Origin of the sequence: Pseudomonas sp. KCJK9000, from assembly GCF_046230725.1 — a bacterium.
GTDB classification, from domain to species: Bacteria; Pseudomonadota; Gammaproteobacteria; order Pseudomonadales; family Pseudomonadaceae; genus Aquipseudomonas; species Aquipseudomonas promysalinigenes.
The window spans coordinates 1-15,994 of sequence record NZ_JBJJLN010000037.1 but is presented as its reverse complement, the minus strand read 5'-3'; the positions used below and the strand labels follow the sequence as shown (position 1 = coordinate 15,994).

Annotated in this window: 14 protein-coding genes; 3 read left to right on the top strand and 11 right to left on the bottom strand. The window is 61.5% G+C overall.

Going from position 1 to position 15,994, the window contains the following annotated elements; all coding sequences use genetic code 11:
* The 7 genes from ACK59H_RS16220 to tcyJ all read right to left on the bottom strand — a co-directional run bounded on the left by ACK59H_RS16220 (position 1) and on the right by tcyJ (position 7,226).
* Entirely contained in the window at positions 1-801 is an 801-nt protein-coding gene (locus ACK59H_RS16220) for a MetQ/NlpA family ABC transporter substrate-binding protein (RefSeq protein WP_409264631.1), read from the bottom strand.
* Positions 794-2,185, bottom strand: a complete 1,392-nt coding sequence (locus ACK59H_RS16215; RefSeq protein ID WP_060478692.1) for an LLM class flavin-dependent oxidoreductase — start codon at positions 2,183-2,185, stop codon at positions 794-796. The genes ACK59H_RS16220 and ACK59H_RS16215 overlap by 8 nt, the downstream gene beginning before the upstream one ends.
* The gene (locus ACK59H_RS16210; RefSeq protein ID WP_060478693.1) at positions 2,185-3,366 is read right to left on the bottom strand and encodes an SfnB family sulfur acquisition oxidoreductase; all 1,182 of its coding nucleotides are present in this window, start codon (positions 3,364-3,366) and stop codon (positions 2,185-2,187) included. The genes ACK59H_RS16215 and ACK59H_RS16210 overlap by 1 nt, the downstream gene beginning before the upstream one ends.
* Positions 3,367-3,473: 107 nt before the next feature.
* Positions 3,474-4,715, bottom strand: a complete 1,242-nt coding sequence (locus ACK59H_RS16205) for an SfnB family sulfur acquisition oxidoreductase (RefSeq protein ID WP_060478694.1) — start codon at positions 4,713-4,715, stop codon at positions 3,474-3,476.
* A gap of 291 nt (positions 4,716-5,006) precedes the next feature.
* The gene (gene tcyN / locus ACK59H_RS16200) at positions 5,007-5,765 is read right to left on the bottom strand and encodes an L-cystine ABC transporter ATP-binding protein TcyN (RefSeq protein ID WP_060478695.1); all 759 of its coding nucleotides are present in this window, start codon (positions 5,763-5,765) and stop codon (positions 5,007-5,009) included.
* A gap of 1 nt (position 5,766) precedes the next feature.
* Positions 5,767-6,435 (bottom strand): cystine ABC transporter permease, encoded by a 669-nt coding sequence (tcyL, locus tag ACK59H_RS16195; RefSeq protein WP_060478696.1) that lies wholly within the window; start codon positions 6,433-6,435, stop codon positions 5,767-5,769.
* A complete protein-coding gene (gene tcyJ / locus ACK59H_RS16190; RefSeq protein WP_060478697.1) occupies positions 6,432-7,226 on the bottom strand; it encodes a cystine ABC transporter substrate-binding protein in 795 nt (264 codons plus the stop codon). The genes tcyL and tcyJ overlap by 4 nt, the downstream gene beginning before the upstream one ends.
* A gap of 273 nt (positions 7,227-7,499) precedes the next feature.
* On the opposite strand from tcyJ, the gene epsC reads away from it, so the two are divergent.
* The gene (gene epsC / locus ACK59H_RS16185; protein ID WP_060478698.1) at positions 7,500-8,432 is read left to right on the top strand and encodes a serine O-acetyltransferase EpsC; all 933 of its coding nucleotides are present in this window, start codon (positions 7,500-7,502) and stop codon (positions 8,430-8,432) included.
* A 215-nt stretch (positions 8,433-8,647) separates the two neighbouring features.
* Entirely contained in the window at positions 8,648-10,609 is a 1,962-nt protein-coding gene (betT, locus tag ACK59H_RS16180) for a choline transporter BetT (RefSeq protein ID WP_196375139.1), read from the top strand.
* Positions 10,610-10,665: 56 nt separating this feature from the next.
* On the opposite strand, the gene tauD is transcribed toward betT, so the two are convergent.
* The 4 genes from tauD to tauA are packed head-to-tail and all read right to left on the bottom strand — an operon-like array spanning position 10,666 to position 14,170.
* The gene (gene tauD, locus ACK59H_RS16175; RefSeq protein WP_060478700.1) at positions 10,666-11,499 is read right to left on the bottom strand and encodes a taurine dioxygenase; all 834 of its coding nucleotides are present in this window, start codon (positions 11,497-11,499) and stop codon (positions 10,666-10,668) included.
* 50 nt (positions 11,500-11,549) lie between these two features.
* Positions 11,550-12,389: a taurine ABC transporter permease TauC gene (gene tauC, locus ACK59H_RS16170; RefSeq protein ID WP_060478701.1), complete on the bottom strand. Its 840-nt coding sequence runs from the start codon at positions 12,387-12,389 to the stop codon at positions 11,550-11,552.
* Entirely contained in the window at positions 12,386-13,174 is a 789-nt protein-coding gene (gene tauB, locus ACK59H_RS16165; RefSeq protein WP_060478702.1) for a taurine ABC transporter ATP-binding subunit, read from the bottom strand. The genes tauC and tauB overlap by 4 nt, the downstream gene beginning before the upstream one ends.
* 24 nt (positions 13,175-13,198) lie before the next feature.
* A complete protein-coding gene (gene tauA, locus ACK59H_RS16160) occupies positions 13,199-14,170 on the bottom strand; it encodes a taurine ABC transporter substrate-binding protein (RefSeq protein ID WP_060478703.1) in 972 nt (323 codons plus the stop codon).
* 487 nt (positions 14,171-14,657) lie between these two features.
* Between tauA and ACK59H_RS16155 the strand changes: the two genes are divergently transcribed.
* Positions 14,658-15,986, top strand: coding sequence for an OprD family outer membrane porin (locus ACK59H_RS16155; RefSeq protein WP_060478704.1), 1,329 nt, complete (start codon positions 14,658-14,660; stop codon positions 15,984-15,986).
* Positions 15,987-15,994 lie beyond the last annotated feature (8 nt).

The following is a 15,994-nucleotide window of genomic DNA, read 5'->3' as shown; positions in this document are numbered from 1 at the left end:
TCAGCCCTCCCAGCCGGCTTGATACAGGCTGCCGTGGGCTTTGTTCAGCGCCGCACGTACCGCTGGCGAGTGCTGGTAGATATCCACGAACTTGGCCAGGCGAGGGTCGTCTTTGCTTTGCGGGCGGATGACGAACTGAATCACGTATTCCTTGTTTTCAAGGCCATCGAAAAGCAGTGCCGAGGTGGCGTCGAAACTGTTGGCCAGGCGGATGTAGGCCGGGTAGCCCTGGACCAGATCGGCATCGTCGTAGGCGCGCACCAGTTGCACGGCTTCGACTTGTAGGATCTTCAACTGCTTGGGGTTGGCGATGATGTCGTCTTCAGTGGCCTTGTAACCCACGCCCGGTTTCAAGGTGATCAAGCCAGCCTTGGCCAGCAGCTGCAAGCCGCGGCCGCTGTTGATCGGGTCGTTGGCGATGGCCACGCTTGCCCCTTCGGGCAGTTGCGCGAAGCTTTTGTAGCGTTTGGAATACAGGCCGACGTTGTTGATGATGCCGGGTGCATAGGGCACCAGGTTGAAACCGGCCGCAGCCTTGGCATTTTCCAGAAAGGGGATGTGCTGGAAGTAGTTGACGTCGATATCGCCGCTGTTGAGGCTGACATTCGGCGCAATCCAGTCGCTGAATTCGATCAGCTTCACCTCCAGGCCTTGTTTGTGTGCCTCTTCCACCGCTGCCTCCAGCGGGATGGCAAAGGCGGCGGTGGTACCGATCTTAAGTGGTTCGCCAGCCAAGGCACTGGTGGCCAGACTCAAGCTGATGGCAAAGGCCGCGACGGGCCGGATCAATTTTTCAAGCATGGTGCAGGGCTCCAGTCGGGCTGACGATAGGTGGGTTGCGGTAGGTGGAACCTGGGTGCTCGGCGGGCAGGTACGGGTGATCGCTTTCGAACAGCTTTTCGCGCAGGGTGCCGTCGGCGTAGGCGGTTTTGTAGCGGCCGCGTTGCTGCAACTGGGGGACCACCAGCTCGATGAAGTCTTCATAGCTTTCCGGGGTCACGGTGCGGGTCAGGTTGAAACCGTCCAGGCCGGTTTCGTCGATCCAGGCAATCAACTGCTCTGCAATCTGGTCCGGGGCACCGACCAGCGTCACATAGCGTCCGCCCAAGGCGTGCTGTTGCAACAGCTGGCGGCGGGTCCAGACGTTTTCCTGCAATTGCCGGGTGGCCGACTGAATAGCATTGCCTTTGCTGGCGCCGATCGGCTCGTCCAACCCGTAGCTGGCAAAGTCGATGCCGGTCGAGGCCGCAAAATGGGCAACACCGGCTTCGGCGCTGGCGTGTTGCAGGTATTCGGCGTATTTGGCCTGAGCCTGTTGCTCGGTAGGCGCCACGATCACCGTGATGCCCATGAACACCTTCACTGCCTGGGCGCTGCGGCCGGCAGCCTGTGCGGCCGCACGCACCTTGTCGACCTGGGCGCGGGTGGCGGCTTTGCTCTGGCCACTGATGAACACGCATTCGGCATGATTGCCGGCAAACGCCAGGCCACGCGGGGAGCTGCCTGCCTGGAACAGTACCGGCGTGCGCTGTGGCGACGGCTCGCACAAGTGGTAGCCCTCGACCGTGTAGAACTCGCCTTGGTGGCGCACCTTGCGCACTTTGCTCGGCTCTGCGTACACCCGGCGTTTGCGGTCGCTGACCACGGCATCGTCCGCCCAGCTACCTTCGAGCAGTTGGTAGAGCACCTGCAAATATTCGTCGGCCTGGTCGTAACGGCGGTCGTGCTCGGGCTGTTGCGCCAGGCCCATGGCGCGGGCGGCGCTGTCGAGGTACCCGGTGACGATGTTCCAGCCGACCCGGCCATTGCTCAGGTGGTCGAGGGTGGAGAGGCGCCGAGCGAACAGGTAAGGGGCTTCGTAGGTCAGGTTGGCGGTCAGGCCGAAGCCCAGGTGGCGTGTGACCGCGGCCATGGCCGATACCAGCAGCAGCGGGTCGTTGACCGGCAACTGGATCGACTCTTTCAGCGGCACGTCGACGGAGTTGCCGTAAATGTCATAGGTGCCGACGATATCGGCGATGAACAAACCGTCGAACAGCCCACGCTCCAGCAGGCGCGCCAGATCGGTCCAGTAGGCCAGGGTCTTGTACTGGGTCGAGGTGTCCCGTGGGTGGGTCCACAGGCCGTGGTTGATGTGCCCAATGCAGTTCATGTTGAAGGCATTGAGCAGAATCTGCTTGGCCATCAGATGGTCCCCCGGCGTGGAGGGTTTGCGTGGTTGAGGTAGTAATTGCCGATGGCGTGGTATTTCCAGCGTACCGGGTCGTGCAGCGTATGCACGCGTGCGTTGCGCCAGTGGCGGTCGAGGTTGTGCTCGGCCAGCGTGGCCTGGCTGCCGGCCAGTTCGAACAGGCTGGTGCCAGCGGACAGAGACACCTCAGTGCTGATCGCCCGTGCTTCGGCTACCGCAATCGAAGCTGCCGCGACATTATCGGCAGTGCTGTCGAGCTGAGCGCGGTCGAGGTATTCACCCGCACGCTCGAGCAACGCCTCGGCGGCATGCAGGCGGATGACCAGATGGCCGAAGCTTTTCAGGGTCAGTGGGTCGTCACTGGCCTTGTCCACGCCCGAATCAACCCACGGTCGGCTCCGGGTGCGCACGAAATGCAGGGCGTCTTGCACCGCAGCACGGGCAATGCCGGTGTCGATGGCTGCGTGCAGTATCTGCGCCAGCGGGCCGACTGGGGTCGGGCGTTCGAAAGCGCTTTCGAAGGGCACCACGTCTTCGGCGCCTACCCAGACGTTGTCGAATGTCACCGAGCCGCTGCCGGTGGTGCGTTGGCCAAAGCCGCTCCAGTCATCGATGACTTCAAGGCCGTGGCTGTCGGCGGGGACGAAAGCCAGTTGCTGACGGCCTTGCTCGTCGATCACCGAGGTCGGGATACGCTGGGCGTACAAGGCACCGGTGGCGTAGAACTTGCGGCCATTGATGCGATAACCGGCGCCATCGCGGGTCAGGCGCGTGGTGCGGTCGTGAGCGGTTTTAGTGCCGAGCTCTGCCAGTGCATTGCCGAAGCGGCGGCCTGCGAGGACTTCGGCATACAGCCGATGCTGCTGCTCGGGGCTGCCGTTCACCCGTAGTACTTCCAGGGCGTAGAAATGATTCTGCGGGATTTGCCCCAGCGAGGCGTCCGCCTGGGCAATTCGGGCGACGACTTTGGCCAGGGTGAGGTTGGATACGCCGGCGCCGCCGAAAGCTTTGGGAACGCTGATGGCCCATAGGCCGGAGCGGGTGAACAGTTCCAGCTCGGCATGGGGCAAGCGGCGTTCGCGGTCGCGCAGAGCGCTGTCACGCTCGAGTTGCTGGGCGATGTGTTCAGCGACGGAAAGTGCCTGGGCGTCGCTGGTGATAACGGATGTAGTCATGGTGATCTCCGCAGCCAATAGGGCCGCTTTTACAGGCGAGCGCGATCCCGTGTAGGAGCGGCCTCATATCGCGAAGGGGCTGCTAAGCAGCCCCGAGGCCCTCGAACTCAGATCCAGGAATGCCGGGCTGGTAGGGTGCCGTTGAGGTAGTAGGCGCCGACGGCGTGATACTTCCAGCGCACCGGGTCGTGCAGGGTGTGCACCCGAGCATTGCGCCAGTGCCGGTCAAGGTTGAACTCGGCCAGGCTCGCGCGGCTACCGGCCAGCTCGAAGAGCTTCTCGCTGGCCAGCAGGGCGATTTCGGTGGTCAAGACCTTGGCCTCAGCCACGGCAATCGAGGCCCGCGCCGCAGCGTCAGCATCGATGGGCCCTGCGTTGACCTCGTCGAGTACCTGCGCGGCCTTGCGCAGCAGCGCCTCAGCGGCATGCAGCTCGAGCTTCAGGCGGCCGACATCGGCGATCACGTAAGGGTCATCGCCCGCACGCTCGACCTTGGCGTCGATCCATGGCCGGGACTTTTCCCCGACGAAGGCGATGGCGTCGTCGATAGCTGCCTCGGCGATGCCGGCATCGATGGCTGCCTGGATCAGCTGCGAGGCCGCGCCCTGAATATTGGGGATATCGCGCTGGCGCCAGTTGTCGATGACCAGTTCGGCGTCCACTGGTACCTGGTCGAGCAGCACAGTCCCGCTGGCAGTGGTGCGCTGGCCGAAGCCGGACCAGTCGTCGACGATGCGTAGCCCTGGCGAGCCACGGCGTACGAAGGCCAGGCGCTGGCGGCCCTCATCGTCCAGTGCCTTGACCGCCACCCAGTGGGCGAACAGCGCACCGGTGGAATAGAACTTCTCGCCGCTGATGCGATAGCCGTCGCCGCTGCGGCTAATGCGCGCCTTGAGCGTCAGCGTGTCTTTGGTGCCCCGCTCGGGGCCGGCGTTACCGATGCGCCAGCCGTCCAGCACGCTGCGCCAGATCAGCGCCTGTTGGGCTTGGGTCGCGGTCAGGCGCAGCAGTTGCAGAATGCCGAACTGGTTCTGCGGAATTTGCCCCAAGGCCGGGTCGGCAGCGCTGATCAGACGGAACACCTCGGCAATGGTGACGAACGAGACGTCCGGGCCACCGTAGGCTTTGGGCACACTGATGCTGCCCAGGCCACTGCGGGTGAACTGTTCGATTTCTGCCCAGGGTAATTTGCGATGCTGGTCGCGCTGAGCGGCCTGCTCGCGGGCATGGCTTGCCAGTTCACGGGCAGCCTGCAATGCCTCGGCGTCATTGCGCAGAACCTTGGCGTGCAGCAGCGGTGGCGGGCTGTCAATATCGCTGTGGAAGGGGGTATTGGGTTGGATGGTCATCAGAACCGAACCTCACAAAGTGGATGCGTCGCTTCAGTTGATGGCGACAAGCGTTTGTGGTCCGGTGGTCCGGTTCATATAGCCTAATGGCTTATAAATTGTTTATGAACTAGATTTTTGGAATATGCATAGAAGGGAGGAATCTGCTGTGGGTGTAACGGCCTTTCGCGGGCATGGGCAGGCATCGCGCAGGTGCGGCTTGAGCCGCGAGTACCACCCACCGCGACGAGCCTTTGCGCTCCCACAGAGGCTACTCGCAGTGGACATACCTGGTAAAAGGCCCGTGAGGGTTCACTCGGAGGCGGTTGTGCCGAGGAATTTGCGCAGGAATTGCCGCGTGCGCTCTTCCTTGGGGGCGGCAAACAGCGCCTTGGCTTCGCCTTGTTCCACGATCACGCCTTTGTCGAAAAAGATCACTCGGTTGGCAACGTCGCGGGCAAAGCTCATTTCGTGAGTGACGATGATCATGGTGCGCTTCTCCTCGGCCAAGCCGCGGATGGTCGCCAGTACTTCACCTACCAGCTCCGGGTCCAGGGCTGAGGTGGGCTCGTCGAACAGGATCACCTCAGGCTCCATGGCCAACGCGCGAGCAATAGCCACGCGTTGCTGCTGGCCCCCGGACAGGCGCCTTGGATAGGCATCTTCCTTGCCTGCCAGGCCAACCTTGGCCAGTAATCGCCGGCCAAGGTCCATGGCTTGCTCGCGCGGGGTTTTCTTGACGATCACCGGGCCCTCGATGACGTTTTCCAGGGCGGTGCGGTGGGGGAACAGGTTGAAGTTCTGGAACACGAAACCTGCCTGCTGGCGCAGGCGGCGAATCGCACTTTGCTGGCCGCTGAGCGGGCGGTTGGCATCGATGCTGATAGCGCCGATCTGAATCTGCCCCGCATCCGGGGTTTCCAGCAGGTTGAGGCAGCGCAGGAAGGTGGTTTTGCCCGAGCCGCTGGGGCCGATGATGGCTACCACCTCACCGGCTTGCACGGTGAGGTCGATACCGTTGAGTACGGTCTGGCCCTTGAACTGCTTGGTCAGGCCTTTGACGACGATCATCTCATTGCTCCTGGTCGTGCTGGTTGACCCGCGCTTCCATGCGGTTCTGGAAGTACGCAAGGATGCTGCAGAGGACCCAGTAAATCACTGCAACGGCCAGGTACATGGTGAACACCTCGAAGGTGCGCGCGGTGATCAACTGCGCCTGGCGGAACAGTTCGGGCACCTGGATGGTGGCGGCCAGTGCGGTGTCCTTGACCAGCGAAATGAAACTGTTGCCCAGCGGCGGCAACGCCGTGCGCAACGCCTGGGGCAGAATCGCCCGGCGCATTGCCTGGGTGCGGGTCATGCCGATGCTGGCCGCCGCCTCCCACTGGCCGCGGTCGATCGACGAGATGGCCGCCCGCAGAATTTCGCAGATGTAGGCCGCCATGTTCAGAGACAGACCGATCAGCGACGCTGGAATCGGGTCGAGCTCGATCCCTATCTGAGGCATGCCAAAGTAGATCACGAACAGTTGCACCAGCAGTGGCGTGCCCCGGAAGAACGACACGTAGATGCGCGCCAGCCAGTCAAGCGGCAGAATCTTCGACAGCCGCATCAGTGCCAGGACAAAGCCCAGCACCAAGCCGAAGAACATGCCGCCGACACTGAGCAGCACCGTATAACCCGCGCCCTTGAGCAAAAAGGGCGCGGAATCGGCAACGAGTTGCAGGCTTTCAGCAATCATTTGGTGACATCGGCACCGAAGTATTTTTCGGACAGCTTGGCGAGCGTGCCATCTGCCTTGAGCTTGTCGATGGCCTTGTTGATGGCCGCCAGCAATTCAGGCTCGCCTTTGCGCAGTGCCACGCCGCTTTCCAGGCGCGAGAAGGCATCGCCGGCCAGCTCGGTGTCCTTGGCTTTCTGGGCGTATTCCAGTGCTGCCAAGCGGTCGATCAGGATCGCATCGATGCGGCCGTTACGCAGGTCGGCGAACTTGCTTGGGTCGTCTTCATAGGTGCGCACGTCAGCTTTAGGCACGTCCTGCTTGACCCATTGCTCATAGTTGGTACCAAGGCCAACGCCGACTTTCTTGCCGGCCAGATCCTGGGCGCCATGGATGTTCAGCTGGTCGGCCTTCTTTTTCAGCACCAGTGCCTGGATCCCGGAGACGGTGTAGGGCTCGGAGAAATCATATTTCTTCTTGCGTTCTTCGGAGATGGTCACCTGATTGACCACGATGTCCAGGCGCTTGGATTCCAGCGCGGCGAGGATACCGTCCCACTTGGTTGGCTGGATCTTGGCCTTGACGCCTAGCTCCTTGGCCAGCAACTCCGACAGCTCGACCTCGAAACCCGTGAGCTTGCCGTTTTCATCCTGGAAGCTGAAAGGCGGGTAGGTGCCTTCGAGGCCGACGTTGATCACGCCTTTCTCTTCGATGGTTTTCAGCTGCTCGCCTGCGAAGGCCTGGCCAAGCAGGCCGGCGCCCAGAAGGAGGGCTAGACTGGCGTTGAGTAAGGGTTTGGCGAATTTCGACATGTCAGGCCCCGCGCTTGTAGTGGAAGTAGTGGGTGGCGACTATAGAGCTGGCCTTTTAGGCCGGGAAATAATAAAAACTTATCTTATTATTACCAATTGACTCAGTGCCGTGGTCCGGCTGCTCTTGAGGGTAGGCCAGGACTTGGCCACCGTCATCACGGCTTATGCCGTACTTAGCGCAGGATGGAATAAAGCGTTGTTTTTTCCAAGGGGTGGATTTGCCGTAGAGTGAATTGCACAACGTCAGATCAGCCCCTTTGGCAGGAGAACACCGTGAGCGAACAACCTTCATCTGGGCAATGGCACCTGCACACTATCGTCAGCGGCCTGCGCACTGCCCGCGAACAGTGGCGCAGCCGCAATGGGCGCAGCATCGGCGAGCAAGGCGGGCGTGAGCTGCCTTCTCGCGAAGCCATGCGGCAGATACTCGAGCAGCTTTGCGGCGCGTTGTTCCCGATGCGCTTGGGGCCGGTCGACCTTCGCGAAGAGAGCGAGGACTTTTATGTCGGCCATACCCTCGACACGGCGCTTACCGCGCTGCTGGTGCAGGCGCGGCTAGAGCTGCGCTACGCCGCGCGCCAGAGCAAAGCTCCAGTGCACGACATCGATGCCCAGGCCCTACACTTGATTCAAGGTTTCGCGGCGGCCTTGCCCGGCCTGCGTGAGCTACTCGATACCGATGTACTGGCGGCGTATCACGGCGACCCCGCCGCGCGCAGCGTGGATGAAGTACTGCTGTGCTACCCCGGCATTCTGGCGATCATCCACCACCGCCTTGCCCACTACCTTTACCAGGCCGGTTTGCCGCTGCTGGCGCGTATCAGCTCGGAGCTGGCACATTCGGCGACTGGCATCGATATCCACCCAGGCGCCCAGATCGGCCCGAGTTTCTTCATCGACCATGGTACCGGCGTGGTGATTGGCGAAACGGCGATCATCGGTGAGCGGGTGCGCATCTACCAAGCGGTGACACTGGGCGCCAAGCGCTTCCCCAGCGATGAGTCGGGCACGCTGCACAAAGGCTTGGCGCGTCACCCAATTGTCGAGGATGACGTGGTGATCTACGCCGGCGCGACGATCCTTGGACGGATCACCATCGGCAAGGGTTCGACCATTGGCGGCAACGTCTGGCTGACCCGCAGCGTGCCGGCCGAAAGCAACATCACTCAAGCGAACCTCCAGCTCGATTGCCAGGTCAAAAATTGACCCATATGGGGTGCCAATCGGCGCCCCAGTTCGCATTGAGCGGCGATCCATGTTTAACTTGAATGCTTGTTCAATTAAAAAAACGCTGGTCCGCTGCCGGTGTTCAACAGGAGGATTCCTTTGCTGAACCCGTTCATCCCGAACCTCACGTCGATTGACGAGGTGCCTTACGCATGAGTGCACCGTCCCCATCCCTTGCCGACGGCAAGATCCGCATGAACCCGCCGGTGTTCTACTTTGCGGCAACGTTCATTCTATTGTTCGGCCTAGTGGTAATCGCCTTTCCCGAGGCTGCCGGCCAGTGGTTGCTGGCGGCGCAGAACTGGGCGGCCAATACGGTCGGCTGGTACTACATGCTTGCCATGAGCCTGTACTTGGTATTCGTCGTGGTCACTGCGGTGTCGGGCTACGGCAAGATCAAGCTCGGTGCCGACCACGACGAACCTGAGTTCAGTTACCTGTCTTGGGCCGGCATGCTGTTCGCCGCCGGCATCAGCATCACGCTGTTCTTCTTCTGCGTATCCGAACCCTTGACCCACATGCTTACCCCGCCCCAAGGCGAAGGTGGCACGGCCGAAGCCGGGCGTCAGGCGATGCAGATTCTGTTCCTGCACTGGGGCCTGCATGGTTGGGGCGTGTTCGCCTTCGTCGGCATGGCGCTGGCGTATTTCGCCTATCGGCATAACCTGCCGCTGGCCCTGCGCTCGGCGCTGTATCCGCTGATCGGTAAACGCATCAACGGGCCGATTGGCTACGCCGTGGACGGTTTCGGCATCATCGCTACGGTGTTCGGTTTGGGCGCCGACATGGGCTTTGGTGTGCTGCACCTGAACGCCGGCCTCGACTACCTGTTTGGCATTAGCCATAGCCAATGGGTACAGGTGGTGCTGATTGCATTGATGATGGGCGCGGCGGTGGCGGTCGCCGTGGCTGGGGTGGAAAAGGGCGTGCGGGTGATGAGCGACATCAACCTGTTCCTGGCCTGTGCCTTGCTGTTGTTCGTATTGTTCGCAGGGCCCACCCAGCACCTGTTCAATACCTTGATCCAGAACCTTGGCGACTACCTCGGCGCCTTGCCGCGCAAAAGCTTCGATGTGTACGCGTACGGCGAGCAGCGTGACTGGCTGGGCGGCTGGACGGTGTTCTACTGGGCCTGGTGGATTGCCTGGGCTCCGTTCGTAGGGCTGTTCATTGCGCGTATCTCCCGTGGCCGTACCATCCGCGAGTTCGTGTTCGGTGTATTGCTGATTCCGCTGGGCTTTACCCTGGCGTGGATGTCGATCTTCGGCAACAGCGCGCTGGACCAAGTGCTCAACCACGGCATGACCGCGCTTGGCCAGTCGGCGTTGGACAACCCGTCGATGAGCCTGTACCTGCTGCTGGAAACCTACCCCTGGAGCAAGACGGTGATCGCCGTCACGGTGTTCATCAGCTTCGTGTTCTTCGTCACATCGGCCGACTCGGGCACCGTGGTGCTGTCGACCCTGTCAGCCAAAGGCGGCAACGCTGACGAAGACGGGCCGAACTGGCTGCGGATTTTCTGGGGCGCGATGACCGCATTGATCACCAGCGGCCTGTTGTTCGCCGGCAGCATCGATTCGCTGAAATCGGCGGTGGTACTGACCTCGTTGCCGTTCTCGCTGATTCTGCTGTGCATGATGTGGGGGCTGCACAAGGCCTTCTACCTCGAGAGCCAGAGGCAGATCGCGCAGATGCATTCGTTGGCACCGTTCGCCCAGTCCCGCCGTGGCCGCGGTGGCTGGCGCCAGCGCCTGAGCCAGGCAGTGCACTTCCCCTCGCGCGATGAGGTGTACCGCTTCATGGACGATGTGGTGCGCCCGGCGATTGCCGATGTGCGCGAGGTGTTCGAGCAGAAGGGGCTGGTGCTGGTGACCCAGGACGACCCGAGCCATGACAATGTCAGCCTGAAAGTGGGCCATGGCGAGGAGCAGCCGTTCATCTATCAGGTGCAGATGCGCGGCTATTTCACCCCGTCGTTCGCGCTGGGTGGGCTGGGCTCGCAGGAGCTCAAGAACCGCCGCTACTACCGTGCCGAGGTGCATCTGAGCGAAGGCAGCCAGAACTATGACCTGGTCGGCTACAGCAAGGAGCAGATCATCAACGACATCCTTGACCAGTACGAACGGCACATGCAGTTCTTGCATCTGGTCAGGTAGTCATCTGCTCGGGCCCTTTCGCGGGTTCACCCTCGAAAGGGCCCGAGCAGGATGTCTCAGAAAGGCGCATCCCCCAGTATGGTCGCTCGGTGCATCACCCTGCGCTGAGGCCGGTAGTCATCCACAGCGAAATGCTGGGTCACGCGGTTGTCCCAGAACGCCATGTCATTCTTTTGCCAACGCCAGCGAATGCTGAATTCCGGCCGTGTTGCATGGGCGAACAGCAGTCGCAGCAGCGCCTCGCTCTCCGTTTCGCTCAATTCGTTGATGCGCGTGGTGAACCCCTCATTGACGAACAACGCTTTGCGCCCGCTGACCGGGTGCGTGCGCACCACCGGGTGCGACAACGGCGGGTTGTTGCGCCGCGTGGCCTCCCAGCGGGCCAGGTCTTGTGCCGTGGTACCGAAGCGCTCCAGCGGAAATGACTTGGTGAAGTCATGGGTGGCGCTCAGGCCATCGAGCATTTCGCGCAGTGGCGCCGAAAGTGCTTCGAACGCTGCAATACCGCTGGCCCAAAGCGTGTCGCCGCCATAGGCCGGCAGGTGTTTGGCGCTGAGCACCGCACCCAGTGCCGGGGTCGGCAGAAACGTTACGTCGGTATGCCAGACCGCATTGTCACGCACGTCCGTGACCGCCGTATCGAGGATCAGCACCTGGGGCGTCTCTGGCACGTTGGGGTAGATCGGGTGAATGTGCAGGTCGCCAAAGTATGCGGCGAACCGTGCCTGTTGCTCTGGGGTGAGCGGCTGATCGCGAAAGAACAGTACCTGATGCTCAAGCAGCGCCTGCGCGATGGCATCTCGCTGTGGGTCAGTGATGTCGCGGCTGATGTCCACGCCGCTGATTTGCGCGCCGAGCGCAGGGCTGAGTGGGGTAATGGTCAGGCTCATGGCGGTCTCTTCAATCAGGCGCCGGGTTGCCGGCGTGGTCAGTCGGATGCTCAGTGGTTCTGCCCATGCCAGGGCACCAGCTTGCGTTGCAGGGCGCGCAGGCCCATTTCAAGGGCGAAGGCGATCAGGGCGATCAACAGAATGCCCAGCACCACAACGTCAGTGACCAGGAACTGCGCCGCCGACTGCACCATAAAGCCCAGGCCGCTGGTGGCGGCGATCAGCTCGGCGGCGACCAAGGTCGACCAACCGACCCCCAGGCCGATCCGGATGCCAGTCAGAATGTCTGGCAGGGCGCTAGGCAGGATCACGTGGCGAATCAGTTGTGTGGGGGTGGCGCCCAGCGATTGCGCCGCCCGCAGCTTAGCGGGGTCTACCGTGCGCACGCCGGTGGCCGTGGCAATCGCGATGGGCGCGAATATCGCCAAATAGATCAGCAGCACCTTGGACAACTCGCCGATGCCGCACCAGATAACGATCAGTGGCAGGTAGGCCAGCGGGGGAATGGGCCGGTAGAACTCGATCAGTGGGTCGAGAATCCCCCGCGCCACACGGTTGTAGCCGATGGCGATGCCCACCGGGATGGCGGTCAAGGTCGCTGCAGCAAGGGCCAGGCCGATACGGCCGAGGCTGGCACCCAGGTGCTGCCACAGGCTTGCGTCCATGTAGCCTTGGGTGAGCAGGCCCCAGGCCTTGGCCGCGATGTCCCCAGGGGAGGGCAGGAACAGCGGCTCGACCCATCCTGCTGCCGTCACCAGCCACCATACAAGCAGTAGGCTGGCCAGGGTCAGGCTGCTGATCCAGCGGGTTGACAGCCAGGGCCTAGCCTTATGCGCCGGGCGTTTATGGGAAGTGTGTTTGCCGGCAATCGGCAGATCCAGGCTGCTCATGGGCGCTCCTGCAGGCTTTGGCGTTGGGAGAACACGCGGGCCAGAACGTGCTCGCGCGTTTCGATGAAAGCTGGGTCGGACTTGATGGCCCGAGCCGACTCCCCAGCCGCGTAGCGCTGGCCGAAATCCAGTTGCAGGCGCTCGACCACACGCCCAGGGTTGGGCGCCAGCAGCACCAGCTCGGTGGCCAGGAACACCGCCTCTTCGATGTCGTGGGTAATCAGGAAAACCGGCTTGGCGGTGCGCTGCCAAACCTGCAGCAGCAGCTCTTGCATCTGTTCACGGGTGAAGGCATCGAGGGCGCCGAAGGGTTCGTCCATCAACAGCACGCGCGGGTCGGCGGCCAGCGCACGGGCCAAGCCAACACGCTGTTTCTGGCCGCCGGACAACTGCCAGATGCGCCTATCGGCGAAGCCGTCGAGGTCCACCAGGGTCAACATTTCGCGGGCTTTGGCCTCGCGCTCGGCGCGTGGTACACCGGCCAGCTCCAGGCCGAAGGCAACATTGCCCAACACGTTCTGCCACGGCAGCAAGGCGTCGTCCTGAAACACCACGCCCCGCTCGGCCCCGGGGCCTTGTACCGGTGCGCCATCAAGGGTGATGCGCCCAGCGCTGGGGCTAACGAAGCCGGCGATAAGGTTGAGCAGCGAGGTTTTGCCGCTGCCCGATGGTCCCAGGGCCACCAGCAGTTGGCGTGGCCCCAGGCTTAGGTTGATATCGGCCAGCACCGGGGAGGTGGCGCCGGGGTACTGTGCGCTGATGCGCTCCAGCTCTAGCAAGGCCATGGCAGGCTCCGTGTGGTTGCAGTCTTACTGCGGGATGTACTGCGCGCTGACGTAGGGCGAGTAGTCGGGTAGCACTGCTTCGACCTTGCCTTGCTGTTTGAGGAAGGTAGCCGTATCGGTCAGCGCTTGAGTGGTCGGTGCGCCCAGCTCTTTGGCCTGGTCGGCGGCCAGCGGGTAGACGTTGCCTTGCAGCAGCACCGGGATATCCGCAGGTTTGGCGCCGGACAGCTTGGCCAGCTTGGCCACGTTGTCCGGGTTGGCCAGCCACGCTCTGGGGTCTTTGCGATAGTCGGCATAGGCGTCCAGGGTGACCTTGGCGAATGCCTTGACCACATCGGGATGCTTGGCGGCGAAGTCTTTGCGCACGATCCAGGCATCGAAGGTCGGCGCGCCCTTCTTGGCCAGATCACCCGAGGTGATCAGCACCTTGCCGTTTTCCTTGGCCACACCCAGGGCAGGGTCCCACACGTAAGTGGCATCGATGTCGCCGCGCTTCCAGGCGGCGATGATCGCCGGTGGTGCGAGGTTGAGGATCTGCACCTTGGACGGGTCGATGTTCCAGTTCTTCAGCGCGGCGAGCAGGCTGTAGTGGCCGGTGGAGACGAACGGCACGGCGACTTTCTTGCCAATCAAATCTTGTGGGGTCTGAATACCGTCGCGGGCCACCAGGGCCTCGCCGGCACCGATCTGGGTAGCGATGAGGAAGGTTTCGACTGGCAGCTTGCGGGTGGCCGCGGCGGCCAATGGGCTGGAGCCGAGGTAGCCGATCTGCACGTCGCCGCTGGCCACAGCGGTTATCACATCTGCGCCGTTATCGAACTTGCGCCAGTCGATACTGGTTTTGCTGGCTTTTTCGTAGTCCCCATCGACCTGGGCAACCTTGGCTGGGTCGACGGTGGTCTGGTAGGCAACGGTAAGGTCGGCGGCCTGAACCGGCCAGGTGGCGCCAACCACAGCGATGGCAGCGAACAGGCGCAGCGGAGCATGCGGGATCATGAAGGACCTCTCGTCGGGCAAAGAATGAGCTGAATGACGAAAAGACTAAATGATCTAAGAAATCAAATATAAATAACCTTTTAGAATTAGCTTAGGAGGCAATCGCTTTACGCCCAACGGCAGTGGCGCAATGCAAATGCGCTGCTAGGCTCCTGTTCCTTCACCGCCTATGGAAAGACTGCGCGCTGGTCAGCAAACGTTTGCAAATAACCTAAAGATATGGTTGAAGGCGACGATACAACTTTTTGTAGGATTGGTTCCTTTGATATTCCGTAATAATCTTACAAATTCACAAAACGGTCATTTTGGATTTATAGGATTGTCATTATCCTGTAGCGCAGGGCCGTCTTAGACCAAAGTCGAGAAATGTTTAGAAACTATTGACTAAACGGTCACGGTTTGGGGCTAATCGCCCATCCACGGCCGAGCGGGGCACAAGACCCTGCCGCCAGTGATACACAAGAATTAGAACGTAGAGGAGCAAAACATGTACAAGTCCAGCCTGGCTCTGGCCGTGGCAGTGGGGGTTTTCGCCCAAGCAGCAGGTGCCGCCGGTTTCGTAGAAGACAGCAAGCTGTCGGTGAGCTCGCGTACCATGTATTTCAACGGTGACAACCGTGAAGGTGGTGCCGATAACCGTGAGTCGGGTCAGGGCTTCAAGCTCGACTACATCTCCGGTTTCACTCAAGGCACTGTTGGTTTCGGTGTCGATGCCCAGGCCCTTTGGGGTATTCACCTGGACGGCGGTCGCGGTAAGCACCCCGACAACAGCTCCTTCTTCCCAAGCGATACCGACGGTTCGGCGGTAAGCCAGTGGGCACGTGCCGGTGCCAACGCCAAGGCTCGCTTCTCCAAGACCGAAGTTCACTACGGTAGCGCCCTGGCCCCTAACCTGCCGATCCTGGTGGCCAACGACGGTCGACTGCTGCCACAAACCTTCGAGGGTGGCACCATCCAGTCGAAGGAAATCGACAACCTGACCATCAACGCCGGTCAGCTGACTCACGCCATGGGCCGTGCTTCGAGCAACCGTACTGGCCTGTCGATCGCTGGTGCCACTGCCGACAGCAACAAGTTCCGCTATGGCGGCCTGGACTACAAGCTCACTCCAGACCTGACCCTGCAGTACTACTACTCGAACCTGGAAGACTTCTACAAGCAGCACTTCCTGGGTGCGACCCACATCTTCAAGATCGCTGACAACCAGTCGTTCAAGACCGACCTGCGCTACTTCGACAGCAGCAGCGACGGTAACAACGGCCACGGCGGCGGCTACAACTTCAACAACAACGGTGGTTATGCCAAGAACAATGGCAAGGTCGACAACAAGACCTGGACTGCCATGTTCACCTACACCTTGGGCGGTCACTCGCTCATGCTGGGTCGTCAGCAAGTCAGCGATGACGGCGGTTTCGTCTGGCTGAACCAGGGTAACGTAGTTGACGGCAACGGCCGTGGCGAAGGCGCTGGCGGTTCCAGCTTCTACCTGTTCACCGACAGCATGATCAACCAGTTCGCCCGTGCTGGCGAGAACACCAACTTCGGTCAATACGCCTATGACTTCGCCTCGCTGGGCGTACCAGGCCTGAAGGCCTCGGTTTCGTACCTGCGCGGTGATGACATCCGTTACAAGTCCGGCCACGGCACCTACAACGAGTGGGAACGTGATGCGCGCATCGACTACACCGTTCAGCAAGGCACCCTCAAAGGCCTTGGCTTCAGCCTGCGCCAGGGCGTGTTCCGTGGTCAGGGTGAGTCCTCTGCCGATCAGGACCAGACTCGCTTCATCGTGAACTACACTTACAGCTTCCTGTAAGTCTTAGT

Excerpts from the sequence above, each read along its gene's own strand:
- ACK59H_RS16220 (WP_409264631.1), bottom strand. The coding sequence starts at position 801 with ATGCTTGAAAAATTGATCCGGCCCGTCGCGGCCTTTGCCATCAGCTTG.
- ACK59H_RS16215 (WP_060478692.1), bottom strand. The coding sequence starts at position 2,185 with ATGGCCAAGCAGATTCTGCTCAATGCCTTCAACATGAACTGCATTGGG.
- ACK59H_RS16210 (WP_060478693.1), bottom strand. The coding sequence starts at position 3,366 with ATGACTACATCCGTTATCACCAGCGACGCCCAGGCACTTTCCGTCGCT.
- ACK59H_RS16205 (WP_060478694.1), bottom strand. The coding sequence starts at position 4,715 with ATGACCATCCAACCCAATACCCCCTTCCACAGCGATATTGACAGCCCG.
- tcyN (WP_060478695.1), bottom strand. The coding sequence starts at position 5,765 with ATGATCGTCGTCAAAGGCCTGACCAAGCAGTTCAAGGGCCAGACCGTA.
- tcyL (WP_060478696.1), bottom strand. The coding sequence starts at position 6,435 with ATGATTGCTGAAAGCCTGCAACTCGTTGCCGATTCCGCGCCCTTTTTG.
- tcyJ (WP_060478697.1), bottom strand. The coding sequence starts at position 7,226 with ATGTCGAAATTCGCCAAACCCTTACTCAACGCCAGTCTAGCCCTCCTT.
- betT (WP_196375139.1), top strand. The coding sequence starts at position 8,648 with ATGAACCCGCCGGTGTTCTACTTTGCGGCAACGTTCATTCTATTGTTC.
- tauD (WP_060478700.1), bottom strand. The coding sequence starts at position 11,499 with ATGAGCCTGACCATTACCCCACTCAGCCCTGCGCTCGGCGCGCAAATC.
- tauC (WP_060478701.1), bottom strand. The coding sequence starts at position 12,389 with ATGAGCAGCCTGGATCTGCCGATTGCCGGCAAACACACTTCCCATAAA.
- tauB (WP_060478702.1), bottom strand. The coding sequence starts at position 13,174 with ATGGCCTTGCTAGAGCTGGAGCGCATCAGCGCACAGTACCCCGGCGCC.
- tauA (WP_060478703.1), bottom strand. The coding sequence starts at position 14,170 with ATGATCCCGCATGCTCCGCTGCGCCTGTTCGCTGCCATCGCTGTGGTT.
- ACK59H_RS16155 (WP_060478704.1), top strand. The coding sequence starts at position 14,658 with ATGTACAAGTCCAGCCTGGCTCTGGCCGTGGCAGTGGGGGTTTTCGCC.